This is a genomic window from Pseudomonas sp. ATCC PTA-122608 (genome assembly GCF_001952855.1).
In the GTDB taxonomy this organism is placed as follows: domain Bacteria; phylum Pseudomonadota; class Gammaproteobacteria; order Pseudomonadales; family Pseudomonadaceae; genus Aquipseudomonas.
Genome location: NZ_LPNO01000014.1, coordinates 58,627 through 79,780 on the forward strand (window position 1 = coordinate 58,627; position 21,154 = coordinate 79,780).

The 21,154-nt window shown below is 60.5% G+C and carries 27 protein-coding genes; 1 reads left to right on the forward strand and 26 read right to left on the reverse strand.

Features of this window, described 5'->3' with window-relative positions:
- Nucleotides 1-3: 3 nt before the first annotated feature.
- The 26 genes from AU074_RS15175 to AU074_RS15290 all read right to left on the reverse strand — a co-directional run bounded on the left by AU074_RS15175 (nt 4) and on the right by AU074_RS15290 (nt 18,282).
- Nucleotides 4-1,242 carry a DNA circularization protein gene (locus AU074_RS15175; protein WP_076015395.1) on the reverse strand — a complete coding sequence of 413 codons (1,239 nt, stop codon included), beginning with the start codon at nt 1,240-1,242 and terminating at the stop codon, nt 4-6.
- Nucleotides 1,229-2,845 carry a hypothetical protein gene (locus AU074_RS15180; protein ID WP_076015396.1) on the reverse strand — a complete coding sequence of 539 codons (1,617 nt, stop codon included), beginning with the start codon at nt 2,843-2,845 and terminating at the stop codon, nt 1,229-1,231. The genes AU074_RS15175 and AU074_RS15180 overlap by 14 nt, the downstream gene beginning before the upstream one ends.
- Nucleotides 2,845-2,970, reverse strand: a complete 126-nt coding sequence (locus AU074_RS34520) for a hypothetical protein (protein WP_010170085.1) — start codon at nt 2,968-2,970, stop codon at nt 2,845-2,847. Before AU074_RS34520 ends, AU074_RS15180 begins: the two co-directional genes overlap by 1 nt.
- Before the next feature lie 5 nt (nt 2,971-2,975).
- A complete protein-coding gene (locus AU074_RS15185; protein WP_017480155.1) occupies nt 2,976-3,272 on the reverse strand; it encodes a phage tail assembly protein in 297 nt (98 codons plus the stop codon).
- On the reverse strand, nt 3,269-3,616 hold the full coding sequence (locus AU074_RS15190) for a phage tail tube protein (RefSeq protein WP_010170089.1): 348 nt from the start codon (nt 3,614-3,616) through the stop codon (nt 3,269-3,271). The genes AU074_RS15185 and AU074_RS15190 overlap by 4 nt, the downstream gene beginning before the upstream one ends.
- Before the next feature lie 63 nt (nt 3,617-3,679).
- Nucleotides 3,680-5,176, reverse strand: a complete 1,497-nt coding sequence (locus tag AU074_RS15195) for a phage tail sheath subtilisin-like domain-containing protein (protein ID WP_076015397.1) — start codon at nt 5,174-5,176, stop codon at nt 3,680-3,682.
- Nucleotides 5,176-5,358: a DUF2635 domain-containing protein gene (locus AU074_RS15200; RefSeq protein WP_010170093.1), complete on the reverse strand. Its 183-nt coding sequence runs from the start codon at nt 5,356-5,358 to the stop codon at nt 5,176-5,178. The genes AU074_RS15195 and AU074_RS15200 overlap by 1 nt, the downstream gene beginning before the upstream one ends.
- Nucleotides 5,355-5,939, reverse strand: coding sequence for a hypothetical protein (locus tag AU074_RS15205; RefSeq protein WP_076015398.1), 585 nt, complete (start codon nt 5,937-5,939; stop codon nt 5,355-5,357). Before AU074_RS15205 ends, AU074_RS15200 begins: the two co-directional genes overlap by 4 nt.
- 59 nt (nt 5,940-5,998) lie before the next feature.
- Nucleotides 5,999-7,009 (reverse strand): contractile injection system protein, VgrG/Pvc8 family, encoded by a 1,011-nt coding sequence (locus AU074_RS15210; RefSeq protein WP_076015399.1) that lies wholly within the window; start codon nt 7,007-7,009, stop codon nt 5,999-6,001.
- 9 nt (nt 7,010-7,018) lie between these two features.
- Entirely contained in the window at nt 7,019-7,231 is a 213-nt protein-coding gene (locus tag AU074_RS15215; protein ID WP_076015400.1) for a tail protein X, read from the reverse strand.
- Nucleotides 7,224-7,607 (reverse strand): phage tail protein, encoded by a 384-nt coding sequence (locus AU074_RS15220; RefSeq protein WP_017480149.1) that lies wholly within the window; start codon nt 7,605-7,607, stop codon nt 7,224-7,226. The genes AU074_RS15215 and AU074_RS15220 overlap by 8 nt, the downstream gene beginning before the upstream one ends.
- Nucleotides 7,607-9,034 (reverse strand): tail tape measure protein, encoded by a 1,428-nt coding sequence (locus tag AU074_RS15225; protein ID WP_076015401.1) that lies wholly within the window; start codon nt 9,032-9,034, stop codon nt 7,607-7,609. Before AU074_RS15225 ends, AU074_RS15220 begins: the two co-directional genes overlap by 1 nt.
- Before the next feature lie 128 nt (nt 9,035-9,162).
- The gene (locus tag AU074_RS15230; RefSeq protein WP_076015402.1) at nt 9,163-9,744 is read right to left on the reverse strand and encodes a phage tail assembly protein; all 582 of its coding nucleotides are present in this window, start codon (nt 9,742-9,744) and stop codon (nt 9,163-9,165) included.
- Between the two features lie 51 nt (nt 9,745-9,795).
- Nucleotides 9,796-10,302: a phage major tail tube protein gene (locus tag AU074_RS15235; RefSeq protein ID WP_017480145.1), complete on the reverse strand. Its 507-nt coding sequence runs from the start codon at nt 10,300-10,302 to the stop codon at nt 9,796-9,798.
- Complete coding sequence (locus AU074_RS15240; protein ID WP_003208663.1) at nt 10,302-11,468, reverse strand: tail protein; 1,167 nt, start codon at nt 11,466-11,468, stop codon at nt 10,302-10,304. Before AU074_RS15240 ends, AU074_RS15235 begins: the two co-directional genes overlap by 1 nt.
- A gap of 2 nt (nt 11,469-11,470) precedes the next feature.
- Nucleotides 11,471-11,644 (reverse strand): hypothetical protein, encoded by a 174-nt coding sequence (locus AU074_RS34165; RefSeq protein WP_173860382.1) that lies wholly within the window; start codon nt 11,642-11,644, stop codon nt 11,471-11,473.
- Nucleotides 11,645-11,731: 87 nt separating this feature from the next.
- Nucleotides 11,732-12,034, reverse strand: coding sequence for a hypothetical protein (locus AU074_RS15245; protein WP_076015403.1), 303 nt, complete (start codon nt 12,032-12,034; stop codon nt 11,732-11,734).
- A gap of 11 nt (nt 12,035-12,045) precedes the next feature.
- Complete coding sequence (locus tag AU074_RS15250) at nt 12,046-12,828, reverse strand: phage tail protein (RefSeq protein WP_076015404.1); 783 nt, start codon at nt 12,826-12,828, stop codon at nt 12,046-12,048.
- A gap of 47 nt (nt 12,829-12,875) precedes the next feature.
- The gene (locus tag AU074_RS15255; protein ID WP_076015405.1) at nt 12,876-13,406 is read right to left on the reverse strand and encodes a phage tail protein; all 531 of its coding nucleotides are present in this window, start codon (nt 13,404-13,406) and stop codon (nt 12,876-12,878) included.
- Nucleotides 13,403-14,131, reverse strand: coding sequence for a phage tail protein I (locus AU074_RS15260; RefSeq protein WP_076015406.1), 729 nt, complete (start codon nt 14,129-14,131; stop codon nt 13,403-13,405). Before AU074_RS15260 ends, AU074_RS15255 begins: the two co-directional genes overlap by 4 nt.
- Nucleotides 14,128-15,123: a baseplate J/gp47 family protein gene (locus tag AU074_RS15265; RefSeq protein WP_017480139.1), complete on the reverse strand. Its 996-nt coding sequence runs from the start codon at nt 15,121-15,123 to the stop codon at nt 14,128-14,130. The genes AU074_RS15260 and AU074_RS15265 overlap by 4 nt, the downstream gene beginning before the upstream one ends.
- Complete coding sequence (locus AU074_RS15270) at nt 15,120-15,452, reverse strand: phage baseplate protein (protein ID WP_010170122.1); 333 nt, start codon at nt 15,450-15,452, stop codon at nt 15,120-15,122. The genes AU074_RS15265 and AU074_RS15270 overlap by 4 nt, the downstream gene beginning before the upstream one ends.
- Before the next feature lie 12 nt (nt 15,453-15,464).
- On the reverse strand, nt 15,465-16,073 hold the full coding sequence (locus AU074_RS15275) for a phage baseplate assembly protein V (RefSeq protein WP_076015407.1): 609 nt from the start codon (nt 16,071-16,073) through the stop codon (nt 15,465-15,467).
- Nucleotides 16,074-16,076: 3 nt separating this feature from the next.
- Nucleotides 16,077-16,592, reverse strand: a complete 516-nt coding sequence (locus tag AU074_RS15280; protein ID WP_076015408.1) for a hypothetical protein — start codon at nt 16,590-16,592, stop codon at nt 16,077-16,079.
- 22 nt (nt 16,593-16,614) lie between these two features.
- Nucleotides 16,615-16,953, reverse strand: a complete 339-nt coding sequence (locus tag AU074_RS15285; RefSeq protein WP_076015409.1) for a phage holin family protein — start codon at nt 16,951-16,953, stop codon at nt 16,615-16,617.
- 594 nt (nt 16,954-17,547) lie between these two features.
- A complete protein-coding gene (locus tag AU074_RS15290) occupies nt 17,548-18,282 on the reverse strand; it encodes an XRE family transcriptional regulator (RefSeq protein ID WP_076015410.1) in 735 nt (244 codons plus the stop codon).
- Between the two features lie 198 nt (nt 18,283-18,480).
- Here AU074_RS15290 and mutS point away from each other — a divergent pair, with 198 nt between their 5' ends.
- Entirely contained in the window at nt 18,481-21,072 is a 2,592-nt protein-coding gene (mutS, locus tag AU074_RS15295; protein ID WP_076015411.1) for a DNA mismatch repair protein MutS, read from the forward strand.
- Nucleotides 21,073-21,154 lie beyond the last annotated feature (82 nt).

The following is a 21,154-nucleotide window of genomic DNA, read 5'->3' on the forward strand; positions in this document are numbered from 1 at the left end:
GGGTTACTCCCTGACCACTTGCAGATCCGCCGGTGGCAGAAAGCCCGGATGGGCCACCCGATTGCGCTGCACCACCTCGCCCACTCGCGTCGCGTCGCCGAAGCGCTGATACGCCAGCAGCAAGGCGGGCATGCTGCGCATTGGCGTCAGGTTGACCAGTCGCACACCGGACGAAGCCACCGCCGTCAGATGCGTGAACATCTGTTGGCGCAAGTCATTCAGCGCAACGTAGTGCCCGGCGTCGGCCTTCAATGCGGCTTGCCACATGGCTTCGTTCAGAAGGTCACGCAGCACCAGCACATCATCAGCCACCGGTACTTCACGGCGCTGCACCGGCTGTGCCGCCTGTTGCGCCAGGGACGGCGTGGTGCTTAGGGTCACCGCCTTGGTCGCCACCGGTACGTCCGCCAGCCAATGGGCGATCTTCACCCACAACGCGTCCTGTACCAGGTTGGCAGTGGCCTGCACGGCGGCCACGCTGTCCTTGCCGGTGGTCAGCTTTGGCACGTCGATAGTGCGAGCCGCTTCCACCTGCTGCGAGAGGTTGGCCAACATGCCACGATAGCCGCTGCGGGCGAACGCCTTGAGGTCCTTCACATCGCCGAGCAAGCCCTTGAATTCGGCGCTCAATTCCTTGGGAACTTCCTTGATGGCTTTGACCAAGGCGTTCAGGTCGCCATACAACTGAATCAGCGGGGCAAACTGCTGCTCAATCACCTGGTAAACCTCAGCCAGCCCATTGCGCAGCGCCTGGATACCCACCCGTGCCTGTTTCACCAGTGCGACGGCCTGCTCAAAACGCAGCACCGCCGACCCCAGCAAACTGTCGGCTGACACCAGCAACAGCTGGCGGGTATTGACCGCCGCAGTGGGAAACTTCAAGGGTTCGTCGGGATAGAACTTCAGGGCAAATGTCACCAGCCCGCCGTCCTGGCGAGTCTGGGTCATCTCACATTCGCCGACCTTGACCTGCAACCGTCCAAGCCAAGGGTGCACCAGCTCGCCAGCGCCCTCCTCCAGGGCCTTGAGCAACTTGTCGCGTTGCTCCAGGCAATCCTCGCCCACTACAAATGCCGTCAGCTCATGCACCCGGGACTGTTGGCCCAGCCCTTCAAAAAAAGGCAGGTCGCGCTGAGGGTATTCGTGCAACTGGCCCTTCTTGCCGACCGGGACTTTCGCCTGGTCAACCCAAAACCCGACGCCACGAAACGACGCCGGCAACAAACGATCACGCCAGCTCATTGGAGCCTCCAAGGGACAGGGAACGGTAGCCGACACGTGGGGTGACGCTCAGGCCGGGCTGGTTGGTTCTGGGCTGGTCGACCCGCAGGCCGGCCGGTGCGTTGTCAAAGCTCACCCGCAAGTCGCCATTGAGTTGCGTGCGGTTGTTGGCAGCGGTTTGTTGCAGCAACGAACTGGAGCTGGACGCCAGCGGTGATACCAAGCCAGGACCCTTGCGGAACCAGGATGGGTTACGCGCGCTTTCGGCATTGCGTTCCTGTTGCTCGGTGGTCAACTCCAGCACACTGCCGGTCGCCTGGTTGATCACTTCACCCAGCCCACCATTGAACAGCTTGCGAATCGGCGCGGTGATCACCGCAAGCTTCTCCGACAGCGCCGTGAACCAGCTCAGTACCGGTGCCCACATGGCTTCAAGTTGCTCCATCGGATGCCAGTCGTCGAACAGGCCACTCAACACCACAAAGGCGTCCTGGGCCTGCAACTTGATATCGCTCCAGATCGAGACGAACGCACCGGTGACGGAGCCCCAAACGGCAGAGATCTTGTTTAGGGGCGACCAATCGAAGTAACTGCTGACGATGGTAAAAGCCGCCAGCGCGGTGAGTTTGAAGTCACTCCAGATCGCCGCAAACATCTCACTGATCACGCCCCAGTTGGCAATGATTTGCCCTTGGGGTGACCAACTGAACAGGCTTTTCATGAACTCGACCACCGGCACACTCAGTGCCTTGAGCAAGTCCCAGAAGGCCGCAAAAAAACTGCTCAAAGGCGCCCAGTTGTTGACGATCAAACCGATTGGCGACCAGGAAAACAGTGTGGTGAAAAAGCCGATCAGCGGCTGCGCCATCACCTTAAGCGACGTCCACAGCCCCGCAAAAAAACCTGTGATCGGCCCCCACAGGCGCATCACTTGTTCCAGAGGACGAAACGCAAAGACCGTCTGAAAAAAAGCGCCCAGGGTTCCAATCGCCGCCATCACCCGCTCGCCCAGCCCGACAAAAAACGCCGAAATCGGCTTCCAGTTGGCGACGATCAATCCCGCCGCCACGGCAATGCCCACGGCCACCAACACTATCGGGTTGGCGCTGAGCACCAGTTGCATCAGCCCCAGCGCTTGGGACACGCCGGTGACAGCCGCTTGAATAGCGGTAAACGCCACCGCACCCGCTGCGAGGCCCTGCACCAGTTGCGGATTCTCGGTAAGCACTTGGGCCACCGAGGTCAGCAACGGCTCCAGCCCGACCACCACTGCCGTGACGGCTGGCAACAGCGCCGTACCGAAAGCCACTGATACCTTGTCCAACGAGGCGTTGAAACTCTCCAGCCCTTGCGCTGCCGATTCAGCAACCCCTTGACCCACAGCAGCATTGACCTCGCCAACCTGCCCCTTGAATGCCAACGCCGATTTGATACCGCTGACAAACGGTGCTGCCAGCCCACCACCCTTCACCAAACCGGAAATATCCAACTTGCCGAGGCCGGTGTGTTCCAGGTTCTGCCTGAAGCGTCCGACCGTGGCCTGCAGCGCGGCGAGCTTGGGCGACAGCTGGTCGATCCCGGTCAGGCGCACGGCGGTACTTTCTACTTTCTGAGCTTCTGCCATCACTGCACCTGCTGCATCGCATTGATCCGTTGCGCATGCTCCAGGGATTCCCGGAGCGTATCCAAAGGCCTGGCCAGCATCTGTTCGGGGTCAACCTTCCAGAACCAGGCCAGGTCGTAGGCCACCGCAATCAGCTCGGCGACGGAGCCTGCGCCGCACTCATGAAAAAACCGGCGACGGCCCAGCTCAGCGCGTTGAAGTCCACCAGGTCGAGCTGGTTGACCGACGACGGCGGAATGCCCGCGCACACCGCGATGTACTTGGCGGCAACGTCGAGGTCGAGACTCACGTCTTCGCCCTTGTCGATCTTGTACGGCAGTGCCTTGATCGCCCGCACCTCCTGCACCGTCGGGCGGCGCAGGGTGAGTTCGGTCAGTGGCTCGCCGTGGGCCTCGATGGCCACTTGCAGCTTCACCGTATCGGTCATTGCCAGGTCCCCTTGATGCCTTCGAATTTCAGCTCGATCACGGCGTCGTCGCCCTTGGCCACTGGCTCTTCCACCAGGTAGGCACCGGCCAGCACGTAGACCTTGCCGTTGTTGAATTCGCAGGTGACGGTCATGTCGGTGCCGGCGATCAGTTGCTTCAATGGAAAGTCCGGCGTGTGCAGTGCGGTAACTTTGAACGATGGAGTGATGTCGGTTTCCTTGTAGAAACCCGGCACCACGGTTTCCCGCTTGACGGCCATCAACGGTGCTTCGCAGCCGCCGTTGATGGTCAGTTGAGCGCCGTCCACTTTGACGTAGCAGGTGCCCGCAATCAGTTGACCCATGATGTTTCTCCCAAAAATAAGCCCGCACTCGGCGGGCTGGAATCAGTTGCGAAAAGCGCGGGGTTACACCGCCGCGTCGTACTGCAAACGGAACTGGTTGAGCAGCGCAAACACCCGCAGCCCGTTGACGTAATCCGGCGGGAATAGCACGTTGACCCGGCTCGGGTCCTGGCTATCGCGCTCGACGATCAGGTGCTCGGCGAACAGCTCGGCGTTCTCCACATGGCCTTCCAGTTCCAGCTTGGCGTACTGGGCGATCAGCTCACCGCGAATAGTGCTCGGGGTGACGATCGGCTGGCCGGCGCCAAAACGCGTACCGTCAGCAGCGAGCTTGTGGCGCCCGTACTTGCTGGTGATCACGCTTTGCAGACGGCGCACGATAAAGGCCGACTGGTGCAGGGTTTCGCTGTCCAGGTAGGAGTTGTCCGCCTGGCCGAAAGCGTTCTTCTGGTAGGTGGTGATCGCCCGCTGAATGCGCACGTAACCGCCTTCGTAGTAAGCGGTGGCGATGCCGTAGTTGAGCAGCGATTGGCGCTCGGTCAGGGTGAAGCGGTCGCTGGCGTCGGCCGGGTCGAGGCCTGGCAGGCTGCCGCTTTGGGTCGGACGGCTGGCATCGGCGGAGATAAATACTGCCGTGCGTGCAGCCAAGGCCGCTGCCTGGACCCAGAACGGTTGCGGCACGCCCGGCTCCATGGCCTGGATGGTCACGTGCTGGTCGTTACGCCCTTGCCCGGCAGCCACCAGGGTGCCGATGGTGCCGCGCTTGGCGGTGTAGACGTGACCAAACAGTTGCTTGGCCCAGGACCAGCGACCGCTGTTGTCATCCATCACCGCTTGCCAGGCGTTGAGGCTGGTAGTGTCGGCCCAGGGCATGCAGATGAACTCGAACGGCTCATCGCCCAGCGCAGCCAGCGCCGCGAGTTGGTCCGGTACACCGGCACCCGCCGCCATTTTGCCGAGCACGGCGGTCAGGCCGTCGGGGATTTGTTCACCGTTGCTCTGGCCCAGGCGGTTGAGCTGCAGGCTGATGTCGTTGCCACTGTCACCGGTCCATTTGGCAGTCAGGGTGACGGTGCCATCGGCGGCTACCGCACTGACCGGCAGGTCGGCACTGGCGTTGATTTTCAACGCCAGGGCGGTGGCGGCAACGGCAGCGGTCGCGCCATTGATCACGGTCGCTTGAACGCGGGTGCCGCCGACGTACAGGTTGAGAATGCCACCTTGGGTCGCGGTGCCGGTCAGCTTGAGCTCGGCCTTGGCCGCGCTGCCTTCGGTACTGTGCAGCGGCAGGCACCAGATCTCGCCCACCGGGTCACTCTTGCGGAACGTCTCGTACATCGATGCCAGCATCGAACCCTGGCCACCGATACGCTTGGCCATGGCCGCGCTCGATACCAGCACCAGGCTGCCGACTTCCGGGCTGGTGACGTTGTCGTTGACCTGGGCCACGATCAGCCGACGCAGGGCCGACGACGCACTATTGGCTGCCGAATTGTCCATCTCGGCGTAGAACAGCGGCACACGAATGTCCGCCGGAATATGACTGAATCCAATCGCCATTATTTGGCTCCCTGTGGTTTTGCCGCCTTGACGGCTTTGGTTGTGATGTCGCCATCGGCCAGACGTCGACGCCACCAGGCGTTGTCCGGGACTTCGCGGCCTTCGGCCGGCAACAGATCGCCCGCCTCCGGGTCAGGTACGGCACGGCCGGAAACCGGCAGTACGGTGATGCGTTTGCTCATGGTTTTACCTCGGCAGAAAACGTCATTTCCAGGCGCCCGTCGGGGCCTGGGCGTTGCAGATTGGGGTCGGCCGGGTCGATGGCATCGACCCGCACCGTCACCCCGTTGAAGGACGGCAGAGCGTCCAGCTCAAGCTCGAGCCAGGTTTCCGCTGGCTGTGTGCTGAGGTTGCGTCCCAGTTGGAACTCGGCGAAAAATCGCAGCCGGTAGAGCCCGCGGTTCTTCGTCAGCAGCAGCCAGTCGCCGCCTTCGTACTGAATGGGCTCGTAGAAGCGCTCGGGCTTGAATCCCACCAGGGCGCGCCAGATTTCGGCGCGCAGGGCGTGGAGTTGGTCCATGGCTAGCGCTTGTTGGCCGTCCACCAGGTCGAGTACCAGCACCACGCCAAAATGCTCGCGGATAGTTTGCCGGGTGGTGTTTTGCGAACTGTTCGCGGTGGCTGCGTCAGTGATCGGCGTAACGACCGCAGCGGGTGCACCGGGCAGGGTTTGCAGGGCATCGAGATCGAGGCCAGCGTGCACCTGTTGGTTGAAACCGGGGCAGTGATCACGCAGGTGAGTCAGTAACGGGGTGATCTTCATGGGGGTCACCGGGCAATAAAAAACCCGCTCGGGAGCGGGCTTGGTTAAAGGGGGCGCGGCTAGACCGTCAAGCCACTGGCGACAATCGAACTGCGATAGCCCGCCTTCGGCACCCCGGTATGCGTCACCGTTTTGATCGACCATCGCCCTTGCATGTACGCCGGCCAGGTTTCGTCTAGCAGCAAAAGACCTTCGGCCGCCAGCAACGGGTTACCTGGGCAATCAATGGTTAGCGTTCGTCCTTTAAGGCTGGCCCGGCCCAACTCGCGCTGCGCCACCACCCGGGCTTCATTTTCGCTCTGATAGCGCTGGCGCAGGACGGTAAACGGGGCAATCCCAACCTGAACCACCCGCAGCTTGCCTGCCGCGGCATCCCACCAACTGGTTTGGCAACCTGCGTATTTAGCGCGGGCTTTTTCCTCAAACTTGGCGCTGATAAATGCCTGCTCCCCGGGGCGGTTGTTCTGGGTCACGGAGAGTTTTACCTCTGGCAGCATCTGGCCAGAAAGCGTTTTGACCTGCCCGCTGTCAGCCAGTACATACAGCTCGTTGAAGGGCTTGCTGACCCCGCCGTACTTCCCGGCAAGCCGGGTGATAAAGGCCATGTCGCTTTCATTGGACTGATCGATATGGGGAATGAAAATACCCTCCAGGCTCGGCGCAACACGGGGTGAAAAGCCGTGGCGGGTCACCAGTTGGCGGAACAGCGTCCCCAGGGTAGTCGGCCCGTAACTGGCGGAACGACGCTGCCGATAGCCGGTTTGATCCTGCACACTGAACGGAGCTGCGGTGGCTCCCACCACCAGACGCATGGGAAACAGGAACGGCGTTAGATGGGTAACCACAAACTCGCCCTTTTCCACCAGCCCCGTCTCCAGGTAGCCCGCCCGAAAACCGATCTTCCCGCTCAGGCTCGGCAAGCCTTCCAGGCCTTCGATGTTGAGGGTGAGTTCCAATTGGTCAGATTCAATACCTGTGGTATCCGTATGGCTCCACTGCATGATTCGCTCGTTGAGCAGGGCCGCGTTGGCGCCGTAGAACTCGACGATCGGGGTAAATCCCATTGCCATGAAACCTCCTTAATCCCAGGCCGACACCGGACGCACCGCTGCCGGTCGCGACTCCACTTCGGGCACGATTACCCAAACACCCGCCGGCAAGACCGGACCTTGCTCGGCAAGATCGGGGTTCAAGCGCCAGAGGTTTTCTTCAGCCTTGTCATCGCAGCGGCCAAGCTCGCGGTAGAGCAGCAGGTTGACCGCGTCACCGGCAATACTTCGCACTCTACGCATTGACGAACTCCTCCAGCACCAGTGTCCAGCCGATCACCAGAGCGGTGCCGTCATCGATCACACAGGACTGATCTTCCGTGACCGAAGTGATGCGCCACAGTCCCCAGTTACGACCGATACCGTCCACCAATGGCAGCGGCGCCCGACCGTTCTGCAGGGCACGCAGTTCGTCCAGTCGTTGCATGCCCACGGCGTACGCGGCTTTACCTGTGAACGTAAGCTTTTCCAGGTTTTGCCCCTTCTGCCGCGACTGCGGCTTGCTGGCAATAATCTCCAGATTTGCCCAGCCACCGTCCGTGAGGCGGTTGAGACCGGAATAGGCAAACCCGCGCGACAACCCGAAAATAAAATCCCCCAGTACCATTTGCTGTCGCATCAGGCATATCCCCTTAAATCAGTCAGCGATGCGTTACGCCGCACGCTCAAGGCGTCGGTCAGTATCGGTAAGGTTTGGTATTGCAGCGCCTGAATCACGCCATCGATGATGGGTTGGGCATCGGCAAGACTTACACCGCTGATCTGAATGCTTGGCGCGATGGTGATCTGCAGGTTGTCGGTGCTGGCGCTACTGAGTTCCTTGCTTACCGTGTTGGGTGATGGCAGACGGTCACTTGGGCCGAACAACTTGTCACCGAGCCAGGTTCCCGCCTCGCTGCCCAACAAACCACCGATGGCGCCGCCGACAGCAGTGCCGACACCGGGAAAAATCAGGGTGCCGATAGCGGCGCCGGCGGAGGCTCCCGCCCAGGCGCCGCCCGCGGTGCTGAGGCCGGAGGCGACCGCTTTTGCGTCGCCATTGCGCACGCCCTGCACCACATCCATGGCGGTGTCGACGTACTTCAACGGGCCGAGGCGGCGGGTGCCTACCGATTCCAGTCTGGCAAACGCTCCCGATAAACTCGCGGCCAGGCCTTTGCCTGCACCGCGCGCCACACGGCGGTTTGCCGACGGCGCCGCGTAGGAGGCAAACGAATTACCAGGTAGGTTGGTCGACGCCTGGGCGGCCTGTTTGGCAGAGAACGGAACAAGCGGCTGGCCCATCGCATTGAGCTGGGGCGCGGCATTTGCCGAGGCGGGAAGATGAAGAGGTTTGAGATCCGCGGCTTTGCCATCGACGGTTGCCTTCGATTCACGCGGAATCGTTTGGCCAGGCTTGGGAAGCTTGACGCGCCGCTTCTTCAAATTCCCGGGGGTGTGAGCTTTGTCTTTCTTGCGGACCGTCTCTCCAACGCTTTCGGGTAACTGTGCGGCCGCCGTTTCAAGTGGGCCGGTGGTGCCAAGGCAACATTGCTTGTCGCCACCCTTGTCCTTGTCTTTATCAAGCCCCCCGTCCTTGAACAGTTTCCCTACTCCGGGAATCTTGCCGAACGTCACATCGACCAGATTGCCGATCACTCGGGTCTTGACCGTATCCAACAGGCTCGAACCCAAATCCTTCCCGATATCGGCCCCGGCCTTGAGGCCCTTGTCCACCCAGGAATCGGAGGCTGTTGCTGGGTCCTTTTGCTCGTTCTTCGGCGCACCAGCGGCGACATCGACCGTCTTGGTCTCCAGCGAGTTGCCGTTAATGAACAACGTGCTGTTGAGCGATTCAAGGGCCTCGCGCAGCCGCACCTGCTCCAGGGTCAGGCCGTTGATTTCGAGGCTGGCACTGGCCAGCGCCAGGCTAAGATCCGTCAGTGCGGCAGGCACCGCATCCAGGGAGGCAGGCCCGGTCAAATCCTCGGCCGCCGGTGACAAGTCCCCCGAAAGCCCTCGGTCATACGTTTGCCCGGCAAATGCCAGCGCATAGTTAATCTGCATCCCGCTCTACTCCTGTTTGACGCCAAGGCGAGTGATCGCGATGTCGTAGCGGCGCAATGCTTTTCCGGCGTCCCAGTCCAGGATTTCCGCTTCGTTTACCGAGTAAACCAGCGGCACAACATCGAGGATTACTTCGATGTCGCGCTCTGAAAGAAGGCCGCCGGTTGATTTAAAAAATCGTCGATTCGCCCCTGCAGTTCGGTCCAGTCGGGCACGGTCAGGCCCGCCAAGTCGGGGATCATCAGCCCCGAACAATGGGCAGTGATGAACTCAGCGCGCTCCTTGGCCGTGGTGAGTTTTTTCATCACTTTGGTGGCACGCAGCGCGGGCATTTCCAGGGTCACATCGGTCAGGGTTCGGCCCGCTGCGTTCAGCGGCAGCAGCAGCTTCACCTGTTCGGTGATGGTTGAGTGACCAGGCGTGCGGGACTCGTCCAGGAAGAACGAAGCCGGGCGGGTCGACATGTCATGCACGTATTGCGCGATGCTCACGTAGTCCGGCCGCTTGAGCTGGTCGAGCTCTTTTTCCGACAGGCCGGTGGCGAGTTTCGCCAGTTCGAAAAACTGGTCGTCCTCATCGTCACCGGCCCGGGCCAGCGCGTCTTTTTGCGCGGCATAGAACAGCGGCTTGAGTTGAACCTGCTCGATCGTCGCGCCGGTATCGGCGGTGATCGGCGACAGCAGGACGTGCAGCGGAGGCATCCAGGCCATGAATCAATTCCTTGATGAAGTATGGGAGCGGGAAAACCCGCTCCCGGGGGCTTACGGCATCAGCACCGCGCGGCGGGCATCACCGAGAATGTCGACACCGTTGAGCACGAACTTCTGGGTGCGTACGTCGATGTCGATTACCGGAATGCCGTTTTCCAGGCGGTTGTAGGTGCGGCAGGAGAACTCCAGGGTGATGGCGGGTTTTTCGCCCATCTTCAGCGTTGTCTCGGTCAGCGTTTTCAGCTTGCCGCCGATGGTGTGGTAGGTGAAGTAAGTCTTGCCATCCTGGTCCTGGCCGGCTTCACGCACGTTCAGCAAAATGTCGTCGCCCAGACGCACGCCCAGGGCAAGCATGATTTCCGGACCTGCGCCTTGCAGCTCCAATGTGGCGTTGAGCGCTTTGGCGCCCTTGGCCATTTCTTCGGCGATGAAGCGCCCGCCGGTCATGAGCTCCATATCGAACTCAATCTTCGGCGGTGCGAACGAGGTGACCGTCGCCGACAACGGCAGGCCTTGGAGGGTGGCAGCCATGGCCTGTCTGATTCGGTTGGTAAACATTAGAGAACGTCCTCCAGGAACTGCTCGATGATTTCATCGCGGGCGTTGAGTTGATAAATCATGTGTTCGTTCGGCGCGTAGCGGCCGTAGTCGATGACGATGAACCAGGTGCCGTTCTTGTACTTCTCGACACTGTTCAATTCCGGGTGCAGGTACACGCTGCCGCCGGGGATGGTTTCGTCGGCTACCAGGGTTTGCAGCCAGTCGTTGATGCGCTTGACCTCCTGATCCATGAACGACTTGGTGAGGTTCTTGGCCATGGCTTTCTGGCCGGCCTTGACCAGCTTGCGGCTGATCGCATCTTCCAGGCCCACGTAGCTGATGAACTTGCCGGTAATGGAGCGGTTACCCAGCAGCGAGAAACCGCCGAGGATGGTGCGGGCGTAGTAGCTCACGCCGTAGCGGTTAAGCAGGTCGCCTTCGGTGGAGGTGTCGAGGATGTTGTACTCAACCACGCGGGAAACGTCTTCGGCGAAGGTCACCTGATTGCCCGGGCTTTCCCACTGCTTGACCTTGGCCAGTGCAGCGATGGCCAGGGACGACGGCGCCAGGAACACGTTTTTCTTCGCAGCCTTGGAGTACACCGACGGCATGTTGTGCACCAGCAGGCAACGGTCGAAACCGAGGTCGGCACCGCCCAGTTCGCCGCTGTAGGTCACTTGGTCAGCGACGGTTGCGTCCTTGCCATCCAGCACCACACGGGCCTTGATGCGTTTGCCGAAGGAGGCGAATTCGCCGGCCACGGCCTTGGTGCCGGTGAAGCCTGGAGCACCGATGATGGTCAGGTCTTCAGGGACGCTGGCCAGGGCGGCGAGGCCCAGTTTGCGGCCGGTGACCGGCTCTTCACCGCCGATTACGTTATTGATGGTGTCGGCCGGGGTGGTGCCCTCGTCGACGATCACTACGTAGACCGGCACCTTGACCACTTTGAGGATCTGGTACACGGCGTGGAACAGCGTGCCGGTTTCAGCGCCGGTAGGGTCCAGCAGCGCCTGGGTGGTGAAGCTGTTGATGCGGAACGGGGCGTTTTTCGGGATCGATGCATGGGCATTGGGGGCGGTGCCGACCAGGCCGATGACGTTGTCGCCAAGGCCACCCATGGCCTCGGGGGATTCAGTGGCATTCACAGTGATGCCGTTGTGCTCGAAGTTCAAAACCTCAGCCATGGTTAGTCAGCCTTCTTGGGGGTGGAGTTGAGGACGCTGGTGAGTTCCAGGCGGCCGGCGGTGCGCAGGGCGGATGCTTCGACGTCCAGCAGGTCGAGTTCTTCGCCTGCGGTGGACCAATGGCCATTGCCGGTGGGGAACGGGATGAGGACGGTGTAGGTTTGGCGGTTGAACATGAGTGGAATTCTCCGGGTGGAAAATGCCAAAGCCCCTGCGAGAGGGGCTTTGAGCGGGCGAAAAAAAACCGCTTTCGCGGTGAGTGGTTACTTATCTTCCGGCAATGGGAAACGCGCCTTGATTTCGGCTACTTTGGCTCGCCATTCTTTCTCCTTTTCAGCCGTACCGTCGAATTGCCACTCGAGGTACATCGGGTCAGCTTCGCTGACATAGGCAGAGCGGCGAGCGGCAATAGCGCTAGCGAGCGCGGCAGCGACAGAAGCGTTCTCGATCAGCGCTTGAGCGGCCATATCACTAAAGCCAAGACCTTTAAGTGTCTGCACGCTGGCAGGTACGTTGATCAGCGAGTCGCCAGCGGGGGTTTCCAGTTTTTCAATAAACAAAGTCATTTGATCAGTCCTTAAACCTTGGCGGTATACCGAGTGTCGTTGTCGTAGGAATAAGCCAAGCGCTTCTCTTCATAGGTCTTCCCAAGTACGGCATCTGCTTGAGCCAGCGCATAAGGCTTCACTACCCAACGCACCTCCCAATCAGCCGTAACGTCATCTTTCATGATCACTTCGGTATCCACCTTGCTGAAGCTCACAGGGTAATCAAACGTTTTGGTGATCGTGTAACTCAATCCACCTCTTAGGTACATCCCGGAGAATTGTGGGGACGTGGTCAGCTGACCAGCGACCAAACCGACATACATGGGTTTAAGCCCTGTAACGGCACGAGCCGTGCAAATCATGCCAAACGAGATGCCCCGAACCGTTTCGCGATAGGTTTGCGATATTCGTTTGATCGACAGGAAGTTGGCATCACCATTCCATGGAAAACCAACACCTTCCAATTGCAGGTTCAAGCCAGCGATATGATAGATACCCTCACCAAAGGGCGCCTTTTCGCTGTCTCGAGCAAAAATTCGAGAGATAGTAAGTTCGGTTTCTCCCCCATCGTTACCGGGCATGCTCCACCACACTGGGTAAAGCACGTCCGTGGACAAGCCGGTAAGGTCAATATCCTGCTTATAAAGCGCGCGGCCATTAATGTCTTTCGCTTGTACACCGTTACGCCACGCAGTGAACTGACTCGACGCCGCCTCTACCCGCGCATCAATTTTTCCAATCTGGTTAGTCACCGTTTCCGTCAGCTTATTACACGCATCAACCACTTTCGTGATAGTCGTTTCAATTCCCATCATCAACTCCCTGTCAATTAGTCTTTCCAGCACTTTTGTCAGTGCAACTACTTCGCTTCGAGATGCATAACCCGCAACATCAGATCAACGTGGCGGGACATATTGCCAACCGAAGCCGCCGCCATGATCGCGATTTCTTCAGCCATCAATACATTCAAATTCTCGCTCCCCACCACAATCGTCACGCTGTCCGCCGGCAATGGCGAAATGTCCAACGTGAACTTCTGCAGCACCCGAGCCGCCGCCGCTTTATACGTCAGCAACTTTCCTGCAACGGAATACACCGCCAATAAGGTCCCACTGGCGAGATAAAAACCGAACTCGCCAATTTCATACTCAGCCTCGCCATCAAACAGCGCGGCCATCCGGAGTTGCCGGTCGCCCAGGTCCTCGTAGTCCACAATGGCGACCCGCTGGCGCTCGTCACGCAGGGCAACTTCGGTGCCGTCGGGGTTGTAGCGGCCAGTACCGGCGCCGATGTGGGTAATTTCGCCTTTCAAGCCCTGGTTCGTTGCCTGCAGCACTTCATCCAATCCCTTGGAGGTGAAGCGCACCAGGCGTGTAATTTCATCTGTCATGGCTGCGCCCTGAGGTCGTAGTCGTTAATGGTGTAGTGCCGGGCTACCCCGGCACTGTTAAGCCGGGCCGCCAGCCCGAGTTCTGGCAGTACGCCGCACAGCTCTAACTCGCCATCGCTGAGCGGTGTGTGCGCCACGCTGCTGCAAGCGAGTGCCGCGTACAGCTTCACCTCGGGCAACGCCCCAGGCTGGCTCTCATCGCCGATGCTCAACCCTGGATCAGCAGCTGCGGCAACACGCAAACCCTGGGAGGTCTCGTGCACGATGGTGATGGTGGCTAAATCCCGCTCGCTCTTGGCCGCGTTGATGCGGCGGATCAAACGGTTGTGATCACCACTGGACCAACTGCGACCGATGATTGCCTGCACATCAAAGGTGTAGGGCAGACCTGTTGGCCGCTGTTGATACCAGGCGCTGATGTTCGGGGTGAAACCCAGTGATTCAACCGCGTAGCTCAGCGCCTTGGGCGTACCGGCCTGACGCTGGATCTGCCAGGACAAGGCCACGGTGAGGCGCTTCTCCGACTCGCTGGCAGCGGCATCCCATTCACTGACGCCGCGATCAGCGGCAAGGTAGGGAAGGAATTCAACCGGGGTTTGCAGCGGGTTCATCAAAGCGGGAAATGGCGGCGTGACCCGGTCGAGTAACTGTCCAAAACCCAGGTCCAGTGCCTTCTCCAACGGCGAACTGTTGGCGGGCAGCAAGCTGCCTTTTGGTTCGTTCATAACGTGCGCACCTCCACCTCGACACCCGTGCAATACGGGGCCTGGAACGCCGTGGTGACGATCGGCTCCAGCGGCTCAAGGATTTGCAGTTGCGCAGCGCCAGCCGAGTGGATGGCGTAGTCGATCCAGCTTGGGTCCACCCGCCCTTCCAGGCGATGGCAAGACTCTGCGTAGTCTTGCAGCAGTTTCTGGGCGGCGACTTGAGTGAGCCCGGAGTCCGGGCCGGCGTTGATCTTTGCCACCACGCGGATTTTGTAACGCAGGATTTGTGCGCCCTGCACCGAGACGAGATCCGTTTCCGGTCGCACATCAGGCCGGGCGAAGTGCCGGCGTACACCGTCGAGTAGGTCCGCAGAAGGTGTGCCATCCCCGTCTCGGGACAGGACCGTGACCATCACTTCGCCAGGCGCGGTGCGACGGCCGTTGCCATCCTTGACCCGCGCCGCGTAGCCGTCGGGGTCGAAGGTATAAGTGACCGTCACCACACCCGGCGTAGCACTTTGCACTTTCACCGATGGACGCTCACCGAGGGTGAAAACCTCCCGGCGATACTGCATGCGTGAGCCCGCAGCCGGAGCGTGGGGCGCGAGGTAATAACGCAACCGGGCGTCGTCGTCGCTCTCCAACGTCGGCGGCACGGGCGGGAAAGCCGCTGGATCACCGGGATCAAGCACCTGGCGCTCCAGGCCCATGTCCGCCAAGCGTGCATCGAGGTTGCTGCCGGTGGCCCACCACGCCAGCATCTGCTTGATGCGGGCGTTGTATTTGCGCTCGTGGGTTTGCAACCGAACGCAAAACGCTTCCAGCGCCAACGTCAGCAGCTCGCTTTCGTTCTCCAGGCTCACCTTGAGCTTGGCGGCGTTTTCCGGCGCACGAGTCGCGACGTAATCAACGACAAACGCCTTGAACTCCGCCAACAGTGGCTCGAATTCATCGACGGCAATGATCGCTGGCTCAGCCAACTGGTTCTGGCCGGGTATCAACATGCTCATGTCACCACCTCGAAGGTTTGTTTGCGGTTTTTCCAGGTGCCGGCGAAGCGCAGCAACAGGCCGGCGCCCTGACGGTTGGCGACGATGACTTGCGGCTCGAAATCGGCGATGCCGTTCTGTGGGTTGTAGAACGCCTGGGCGGCATGGCTCTGGGCGAGAATCAGCAGGTCATCGCCGAGGTTTTGCCCGAGCAGTTGCGGGATCATCGAGCCGTACAGCGGGCGCTTCTGGCGAGTGCCCAAGGGAGTGGTCAGCGCTCGGGTGGCGCGCTGGACGAACTGCAGCCAGTCATCGACGGCTGCCCCGGTGTTCCGATCGATTCCGATCATGGGATGTCCTTATCAGGGGCTGATGACTCGGCCTTGGTGGTCCACCACCGGGCCGCTGAAGTGCGCGCCGCCGGCATCCAGCAACAGACTGGTACCACCAACTTGCAGCGTGATGCTCTGGGCATTCATCGTCAGGCTGGCGGCGCCGACCTTGACGTTGACCTGCTCGCGGGAACCGATGAACGTAGTCGGGCCGTTGACCCAGTTGAAGGTGTGGCTGGCGTCGTCGTAGTCGCTTTGGGTGCCGTCCTGATGGCGGCGTCGGGTCAGGGTCGGGACGCTGGAAACCGGCGGAAAACGGTCGCTGTTCAAGCCGAACAAGGCTACCGATTGCGCTCCGCCCTCCCCGCCGCCGTAGTTGAGCAGCAAGCATTGCTCGCCCACGGACGGGATGCGAGTTTCCGTCTGCGCACCGGCGCTGGGGTTGAAAAAGCGAATGGCCGGGGTGAGCAGTTCGCCGTGGCTGACCTTGCAGGTATTGCTGGCCGCGTCGACCTCCTGGCATACGCCGATGCGGCAGAAACTTTCGGCGCGTCGATACAGGTCTTCGAACTGGCTTTCCATTTCCGCCAGTCGCTCGACGATCGGCCCCAGTTGCATGCGTAACAGCGCGTCGAACATGGGCTACTCCGCCAGCGGCTTGTATTGGTCGGGGTCGTCGATGTTCGAGACTTCCCAAGTGCAGGCGAACAGCGGTTTGCCTGTGGGATCGTTGAGCAGCGGCGGTCCGATATAGAGGGTTTGGGTGAAGCTGACGGTCCAGGTGTCGTAGTCCGTTTCCGCGGTGGTGCGTATGGATGGCGCAGCGACAATGTTGGTCGGCAGATCGCACTGCTCCTGCGGCAGGTTCCAGCGGTTATCCAACACCAGGTCCATCAGTTGGCTGGCCAGGTCGCAGGCATCAAAGGGCAAGGCACCCGGGGCAACCATGGCCTTGAGTGAAATCCCCAGGGAGTGGGCTTTGCGCCCTTCGCGGGAGCGAATGCCCGGGCCATTGCCTTCGACGGTGATCAACACACCGGTGTTATTCGCGGCGCCCTGGAAGTCCTGATAATTGCCGACCTTCAGATCCGGAAAGGCAACGCGCAGCGCCTCGTTGATGGCCTGGGGCAGTTGGGAGGGTTTTTCGATGAGTGTCATTTAAGTCGCGTCCTTGCAACGGTTACTGCGGGTCCCGGCCTGGGCCTTCGTTGACGCCGATGCGCTTGGCCGCCCAGCGTTCATAAAGGCCGATGGCCACGTCGGCACCGGCCATGGCGGTCAGGCAACCAATGGCGCCGGCTGTCCAGATCGACATGCCGGCGGCGTAGCACAGCATCAGGGCTGACACCCCGCACACCATGCAGGCCCCGGAACGCAGGGCCAGGCGTCGCACCAGCGACCAACCGCGGGCGCCCTCCTTGTCGGCGCGCCACATTTCTCCGGAGATACCGCCGATCAGGGCCAGCGCGATCACTAACCAGATAGGCATTTCCGCTAACGCTTGCTGCTCGTTTGTCATGTCACGCCTCCTGGCTGAGCATTACCGGCGCAGTGCCGGGTGTTGGGTAATTCCATTTATAGGTAGGCATTCCAAAAAGCCCGGTTGCCCGGGCTTTTCAGTAATGCTGTCCTCGAACTTTCGGCGCTACTGGCGCGGTACGGTTCTTTCTTCAATGTTTTTCCGACCACGATCCCTGTCTGCCGGATAACTGCTTCTGGTGCTTTACGCTGCACACCCGGGTCAGTTGCCAACCCTCTGAACCGTTAAGGCCGGTTCATCGCTGCCTGTTCTTGAAGCGGTTTGAAACTAAAGAGCGTCGGCATCCTTGCCGGTGTTGCCTGGCATCCGTGCCATCGCTTCGATGGCGTCCTTGCCGGTGTTGCGTAACATCCTTGTCTTCCTTGGCAGCATCCTTGCCGCCTCCACCAGGCCTTCTTGGCTGGCTTGAGATGAAGAATATGCATGTATGCATATACAGTCAATGCACAAGTGCATTTATTTTTGCGCCACATATGCATAGATGCATTCACGGCCTTATGGGCAAAGGGTTTGGTGGTTTTGCACGGGCGAAAAAAAACCCGCTCATTGGCGGGTTTTTCTTACGCAGAAGGGTTAGCGGGCGTACATGCCCCACCAGAAGACGTGACCGAGGATGCTGATCTGCTCTTCCTGGATGTCCTGGAAGCTGTAGTCCTCATCCGGGTGTTCATCGCGGTTGAAACTGCGCAGGCGAATCCCCGAAGGCAGGCGGTAGAGCTGTTTCACCCGCAGTTGGCCGTTGTGATTGATGGCATACAGGTCGCCGTCGACGATGTCACCAATCCCGCACTTGCCGGCGTTGACGCCGACGGTCGCGCCGTCACGCAGCACCGGCAACATACTGTTGCCACGCACCGTGACGCACTTGGCCTGGTCGAACTGCACACCGTTATGCCGCAGGCTGCGCTTGCCGAATCGCAGGCTGGCCTTCTCGCTTTCCTCGATGACGAATCTTCCTGATCCAGCAGCCAATTCAACCTCGCGCAGAAAGGGGATCGACACCTCGTCATCATTAACGGGCGTGTCGTCGTCCCACAGGCTTATGTCCTTGAGTTCCGAATGCATCGGGTCACGTTCCTCAGACCGCGCCGACACCAGCGCCACGCGCCCGCGCAGCTGATCAGTGCTGACCTGGAAGTAATCGGCGATGCGCGAGATATGCTTGTCCGACGGATCAACGATCTTGCCGCTGAGGATCCGGGAGAGCGTGGATTGAGGCACGCCGGTACGCCGGTGAAGCTCCGTGGGGGAGATCCGGTCGCGGTCCAGCAGTTCTCTTAAGACGATAGAAACGTTGCGTTTTTGCATAACGCGGATAGTGCAGGCAGTTTTCATGCTTGGCAAATGCTAATTTGCATATTTAATGCATTGATTGCAGATTTTTACCTGACCGTTTGTGCACTGCGAAGCCCCGACCTCGCGTGTTAACCTTGCGCCCATTGCAAAAAATGCTGGGCCAAGCGCCCCCTTTGCCCCATCACTTTCAACGAATTTGCTAACTATCCAATGAGTAAAAACACTTCCGATCTGTCCTCCCACACCCCGATGATGCAGCAGTACTGGCGCCTGAAAAACCAGCACCCTGATCAGTTGATGTTCTACCGCATGGGCGACTTCTACGAGATCTTCTATGAAGACGCGAAGAAGGCCGCCAAGTTGCTGGACATCACCCTGACCGCGCGCGGGCAGTCGGCCGGGCAGGCGATTCCGATGTGCGGGATTCCTTATCATTCGTTGGAAGGTTACCTGGTCAAGCTGGTGAAGCTGGGCGAGTCGGTGGTGATCTGTGAGCAGATCGGCGACCCGGCCACCAGCAAGGGCCCGGTTGAACGTCAGGTAGTGCGCATTATTACGCCGGGTACGGTGAGTGATGAGGCGCTGCTGGATGAGCGTCGCGATAACTTGATCGCGGCGGTGCTTGGGGATGAGCGGCTGTTCGGCCTGGCGGTGCTGGATATCACCAGCGGCAACTTTACGGTGCTGGAGATCAAGGGCTGGGAGAACCTGCTGGCGGAACTGGAGCGCGTCAACCCGGTGGAGCTGATGATTCCGGATGACTGGCCAAAGGATCTGCCTGCGGAACGTCGTCGTGGGACCAAGCGTCGCGCACCGTGGGATTTCGAGCGTGATTCGGCGCTGAAAAGCCTATGCCAGCAATTCTCCGTGCAAGACCTCAAGGGTTTTGGCTGCGAAACCCTGACCCTCGCTATCGGCGCCGCCGGTTGCCTGCTCAGCTATGCCAAGGAAACCCAGCGCACGGCCCTGCCGCATTTGCGCAGCCTGCGTCATGAACGCCTCGACGACACCGTGGTGCTGGATGGCGCCAGCCGTCGCAACCTGGAACTGGATACCAACCTGGCCGGCGGGCGCGACAACACCTTGCAATCGGTGGTCGACCGTTGCCAGACCGCCATGGGCAGCCGCTTGCTGACCCGCTGGCTGAACCGTCCGCTGCGGGATTTGACCGTGCTGCAAGCCCGTCAAACCTCTATTACGTGCCTGCTGGATCAATACCGGTTTGAAAAGCTGCAACCGCAACTCAAGGAAATCGGGGATATCGAGCGGATCCTGGCGCGGATCGGTCTGCGTAATGCACGGCCCCGCGACCTGGCACGCCTGCGGGATGCCCTCGGCGCCCTGCCGCAACTGCAAGCGGCGATGACCGAACTGGAAGCGCCGCACCTGCAGCAGCTTGCCGTCACCACCAGCACCTACCCGGAACTGGCGGCGCTGCTGGAAAAAGCCATCATCGACAACCCGCCCGCGATCATCCGTGACGGTGGCGTGTTGAAAACCGGTTACGACACCGAGCTGGACGAACTGCAATCTCTGAGCGAGAACGCCGGGCAGTTCCTGATCGACCTGGAAGCCCGCGAAAAAGCCCGCACCGGCTTGGCCAACCTGAAAGTCGGCTACAACCGCGTGCACGGCTACTTCATCGAATTGCCAAGCAAGCAGGCCGAGCAGGCGCCGATCGATTACCAGCGTCGCCAGACCCTCAAGGGCGCCGAGCGCTTTATCACCCCGGAGCTTAAAGAGTTCGAAGACAAGGCGCTGTCGGCCAAAAGCCGCGCCCTGGCTCGGGAGAAGATGCTCTACGAAGCCTTGCTCGAAAGCTTGATCGGCAAGCTGGCGCCGTTGCAGGACACCGCCGCCGCCCTGGCCGAGCTGGATGTACTGAGCAACCTGGCCGAGCGAGCCCTGAACCTTGACCTGAACTGCCCGCGATTTGTCAGCGAGCCGTGCATGCGCATCGTGCAAGGTCGCCACCCGGTGGTGGAGCAGGTTCTGACCACGCCGTTCGTCGCCAACGACCTGTCGCTGGATGACGATACCCGCATGCTGGTGATCACCGGTCCGAACATGGGCGGTAAATCCACCTACATGCGTCAGACCGCATTGATTGTGCTGCTGGCGCATATCGGCAGCTTCGTGCCAGCGGCCAGTTGCGAGCTGTCCCTGGTGGACCGCATCTTCACCCGGATCGGCTCCAGCGATGACCTGGCCGGTGGCCGTTCGACCTTTATGGTGGAAATGAGCGAAACCGCCAACATCCTGCACAACGCTACCGAACGCAGCCTGGTGCTGATGGACGAAGTGGGCCGCGGCACCAGCACCTTTGACGGCCTGTCCCTGGCCTGGGCGGCGGCCGAGCGATTGGCGCACCTGCGGGCGTATACGCTGTTCGCGACGCACTACTTCGAGCTGACCGTGCTGCCGGAAAACGAGCCGCTGGTGGCCAACGTGCACCTCAATGCCACCGAGCACAACGAGCGCATCGTGTTCCTGCACCATGTGCTGCCCGGGCCAGCGAGCCAGAGTTACGGCCTGGCCGTGGCGCAACTGGCGGGCGTGCCAAGTGAGGTGATCACTCGCGCCCGCGAACACCTGAGCCGCCTGGAAGAAACCGCCCTGCCCCACGAAGTTCCCGTGGCCAGCCCGGCCAAAGCCAGCAACAAACCCAGTGCGCCACACCAGAGCGACATGTTCGCCAGCCTGCCTCATCCGGTACTGGATGAGTTGGCTAAGCTTGACTTGGACGACTTGACCCCGCGAAAAGCGCTCGAAATGTTATATGCACTGAAGACTCGGATATAACGCAGACGCGTGCAAGCTGGTAGACTCTCGCGCGGTTTGGGATGCTGCGGGCTTTTAGCCTGGCCTGCAGACTATCGCTCCC